Source organism: Candidatus Eisenbacteria bacterium, assembly GCA_035577985.1.
Lineage (GTDB): Bacteria > Desulfobacterota > Binatia > DP-6 > DP-6 > DATJZY01.
The window spans coordinates 1-3735 of the sequence record DATJZY010000190.1 but is presented as its reverse complement, the minus strand read 5'-3'; the positions used below and the strand labels follow the sequence as shown (position 1 = coordinate 3735).

The 3735-nt window shown below is 70.9% G+C and carries 4 protein-coding genes; 3 read left to right on the top strand and 1 reads right to left on the bottom strand.

Going from position 1 to position 3735, the window contains the following annotated elements; translation table 11 throughout:
- Window positions 1-166: 166 nt before the first annotated feature.
- Window positions 167-1507 (bottom strand): NHL repeat-containing protein, encoded by a 1341-nt coding sequence (locus tag VMS22_26490; protein HXJ37592.1) that lies wholly within the window; start codon window positions 1505-1507, stop codon window positions 167-169.
- Between the two features lie 54 nt (window positions 1508-1561).
- Between VMS22_26490 and VMS22_26485 the strand changes: the two genes are divergently transcribed.
- The 3 genes from VMS22_26485 to VMS22_26475 form a co-directional block, all read left to right on the top strand.
- Window positions 1562-2119 carry a M23 family metallopeptidase gene (locus VMS22_26485; GenBank protein ID HXJ37591.1) on the top strand — a complete coding sequence of 186 codons (558 nt, stop codon included), beginning with the start codon at window positions 1562-1564 and terminating at the stop codon, window positions 2117-2119.
- A 43-nt stretch (window positions 2120-2162) separates the two neighbouring features.
- A complete protein-coding gene (locus VMS22_26480) occupies window positions 2163-2660 on the top strand; it encodes a MarR family winged helix-turn-helix transcriptional regulator (GenBank protein ID HXJ37590.1) in 498 nt (165 codons plus the stop codon).
- Between the two features lie 31 nt (window positions 2661-2691).
- Window positions 2692-3735, top strand: a 1044-nt coding sequence (locus VMS22_26475; protein ID HXJ37589.1) for an LLM class flavin-dependent oxidoreductase, incomplete at its 3' end; no start/stop codon positions are given.

Genomic DNA, 3735 nt, shown 5'->3' with positions numbered 1-3735 from the left:
GCTGACCGACCCGAAGGCGAAGATCGACAAGCTCGTGCGGCGGGTGCCGAAGGCGGTGAAGAAGGTGACGAAGGCGAAGGCGGGCAGGAAGCTCGAGAAGGCGCGCAAGAAGGCGGCCGCCGCCCTCGCCAAGCTCGACGCGGTGGTCGCGCCGCAGTAGCCGCGCTCAGCTCGCGTCCTGCGGACACGCGAGCATGCCGCGCAGCGTCCTCGCGTCGCGCCGGATCGTCTCGGCCGCCGCCTCGAGCGGCCGCCGGACCTGGTCGGGCACTCCGCGCGCCGCGTGGCTGCGCAGCCGCTGGCCGTACTTCGTGACCTGCCGGATCGATTGCTTGAGACGCGTGCGCCCCTTTCGCGTCTGGCCCTGGGCGCAGCTGCTCTCGGCGGCTTCCTTCCGGTCGCGCGCCTTGCTGAGGGCGCCGACCAGCCGCGGCGTGAGCGCGCCGAGCGCCGGCTCGCCCGAGGTCCGATCGATCAGCGCGCCCAGCCGGCAGTTGAGCGAGCGGAAAGTCGGGGCGACCGGCTCGGCCGCACACCCCCCGGCCGGCAGGGTCGTCGTCGTAGTCGTGGTCGTGGACGCCGGGGGCAGGTCGGCGAACACCATGCCGAGCGGGCCGTCGAGCCCACCGTTCCCCGCCGCAACGAATGCGTCGACGAAGACCCCCGTCGTCTGATCGTAGCGCAGCACGGCGTCGCCGAAGGTGCTGCTCACGTAGAGGGCCCCGTCGGGACCCGAGACGAGGTAGTTGGGAAGCGCGAGACCGCCGCTCCCGTCGTCCACGAAGACGCCGATCGATGCGCCCGTCGTCCCGTTGTACTGGAGGATCTGGTTCGACCGCACGCTCGCCACGAGGAGGCTCCCGCCGGTCGCGAACAGGAGACCCGTGGGGCCGTCGAGGCCGCCGCTCGCCGCGGCGACGAAGGCGTCGACGAACGCGCCGGTCGTGCCGTCGTAGCGCAGCACCTGGTTCGTCTGCGTGCTGCTCACGTAGAGCCGGCCGCCGGAGAAGGCCATGCCGGCCGCGACCAGGAGGCCGCCGCTCCCCGACGCGACGAAGGCGTCGATGAACGCGCCGGTCGTCCCGTTGTAGCGCAGGACCGAGTTCCCGAAGAAGCTCGACACGTACAGATTGCCGTCGGGACCGAAGACGACCGTCTGGGGACCGTTCAGGCCGCCGCTGCCGGCGGCGACGAAGGCATCGACGAACGCGCCGGTCGTCCCGTCGAAGCGCAGCACCTGGTCGGTCATGAAGCTCGCGACGTACAGCTTGCCGTCGGGACCGATCGTCATCCCGCGCGGCTGGTCGAGCCCGCCGCTGCCCGCGGTAACGAACGGCGCGACGAACGCGCCCGTGGTCTCGTCGTAGCGCAGTACCGCGTCGGTCTCCGAGCTCGCCACGAGGAGATCCCCCCACGCGGGCGCGGTGCCACAGACGAACACCACCTCGAGGACGATCTTGAGGGCGCGCATCGGCGTCATGGTCGCACCGGAGCCACGGGCGGGCATCGGTTGTCAATGCTCGCTTTACGCCCACCGTCCCGCTGGCTACCGTGTGGGCGGATGGGGATGTGGTGGCGGCAGGTTGGGACGGGATGCCTCCTCGTCTGCCTCCTCGCCGGCTGCACGCTCTTCGGTGGCGGCGCGTCGTCGATCGACCGTGCGCTACGCGCGCGCCGGTTGATGGTCCCCGTCGCCGGCGTCGAGCCCGGCGACGTCCCGGATACGTTCGACGCGCCTCGCGCCGGCGGCCGGCGCCGCCACCAGGCGCTCGACATCCCGGCGCCCCGCGGTACGCCCATCGTCGCTGCCGACGACGGCGTCGTGCTCGAGCTGCGCGCGAATCGCCTCGGTGGTCTCACGATCTACGCCACCGATCCCGACCGGCGCTTCGTCTACTACTACGCACACCTCGACCGCTATCGAGCGGGGCTGCGTCGTGGCACGACGCTCGGGAAGGGCGACGTGGTCGGCTACGTCGGCACGACCGGCAACGCCGACCGCGCCGAGCCCCACCTGCACTTCCAGGTGATGGTGTTCCCGGCCGGCGGCGAGTGGTGGGACGGCACACCCGTCGATCCGCGTCCCTACCTCGCGAGCGCGGGACGCATCCGGGACTGACGCGGATCTTGACCGCGTCGCGGATGCGCCGTCATATCGACGGGTGCCCCGCGAGCCGATCCCGCCCGACGAGCGTCTGTTCCGCTCCTTCCTCGTCCCGCGCGGCTTCGACTCCGACGTCATGGCGGTGGCGTTCCACCTCTACCGTGCGACGCAGGAGGCGATCGCGCGCGCCGAGGCCGAGGTGCTCCGCCCGCACGCGCTGTCGTGGGTCGGCTACGTGACGCTGATGAGCCTGTGGGTGCGCGGACCATCCGAGGTGCGCGACCTCGCGCGCATGCAGGTGGCGAGCAAGCCCGCCGTCGTGAAGTCGCTCGACGTGCTCGAGCGCCTCCGCCTCGTGCGGCGGCGCCGGCACGAGCGCGACAAGCGGCTCGTCCGGGTCGAGATCACGCCCGTGGGACGACGGCTCGTGCGCCGCGTGCAGCGCGACGTGCACCGCCGCGAGCACCGCCTGACGGGTCGTCTCACGGCGACGGAGAAGCGCATGCTCGCGCGGCTGCTCCGCAAGCTCGACACCAGCCGCACGAACGGTCGTTGACAGGTTAACGAGAGGGAAGGTAGGGGACCGCATGCCGATGCAGTTCGCGCTCTTCAACGAGATCCCGGTCGCCCGGCCGTGGACGCGTCACAGCGAGCACGATGCGTACAGGAACGTCGTCGAGCAGGCGGTGCTCTGCGAGCAGGCCGGGTTCCACAGCTTCTGGACGGTCGAGCACCACTTCCTGGAGGAGTTCTCGCACTGCTCGAACCCCGAGGTGCTCTACGGGACGATCGCCGCGAAGACGTCGCGCATGCGGATCGGCTACGGCGTGCGATTGATGCCGTTTCCGTACAACCACCCCGTGCGCTCGGCCGAATCGGCCGCGGTGCTCGACCTCCTCTCGGACGGCCGGGTCGAGTTCGGCACCGGCCGCTCGTCGACGCGCGCCGAGCTCGAAGGCTTCGGCATCGATCCCCACGCGACGCGCGAGCTGTGGGAGGAGGCGGTCGACGTCGTGGTCGCGGCCTGGACGAACGAGATCCTCGAGTGGAACGGCAAGCAGTACAAGATTCCACCGCGCCGCGTGCTGCCGAAGCCGCTCCAGCAGCCGCACCCGCCGCTGTGGGGCGCGACGTCGAGCCCGGACAGCCATCGGCTGATGGGTGAGAAGGGCATGGGGCTCCTCTCGTTCACGATCGGCACGCCGCCGGAGGAGCTGAAGCACCGGATCGACCTCTACCGCGACGGCCTCACGCGGGCGAAGCCGGTCGGCAAGTTCGTGAACGGAAAGGCGGCGACCTTCACGATGGTGAACGTCGCGCCCACGCGCGAGGAGGCGCGCGCGTCGTCGGCCGAGTCGTTCGAGTGGTACGCGCGCCGCGGTACCGAGGCGGTGGCGTCGGTGTCGAAATGGATGCGCGAGATGGGCAAGCAGTCCGGCACGTACGCCTACGGCGACGCGCTCGCCGATCTCGACACGAGCTTCCTCAACTTCGACTTCCTCGAATCGAGCGGCGCCTGCATCGTCGGGGACCCGGCGACCTGCCTCGAGACGGCCAAGCGCTACGAGGCCGCCGGCTGCGATCTGCTGCTCTGCCTCATGAACCCGTACAAGGTCGCGCACCCGAAGGTG

What these genes read in the sequence shown, in the direction of transcription:
- VMS22_26485 (HXJ37591.1), top strand. Translation starts at nt 1,562, where the DNA reads ATGGGGATGTGGTGGCGGCAGGTTGGGACGGGATGCCTCCTCGTCTGC.
- VMS22_26490 (HXJ37592.1), bottom strand. Translation starts at nt 1,507, where the DNA reads ATGCCCGCCCGTGGCTCCGGTGCGACCATGACGCCGATGCGCGCCCTC.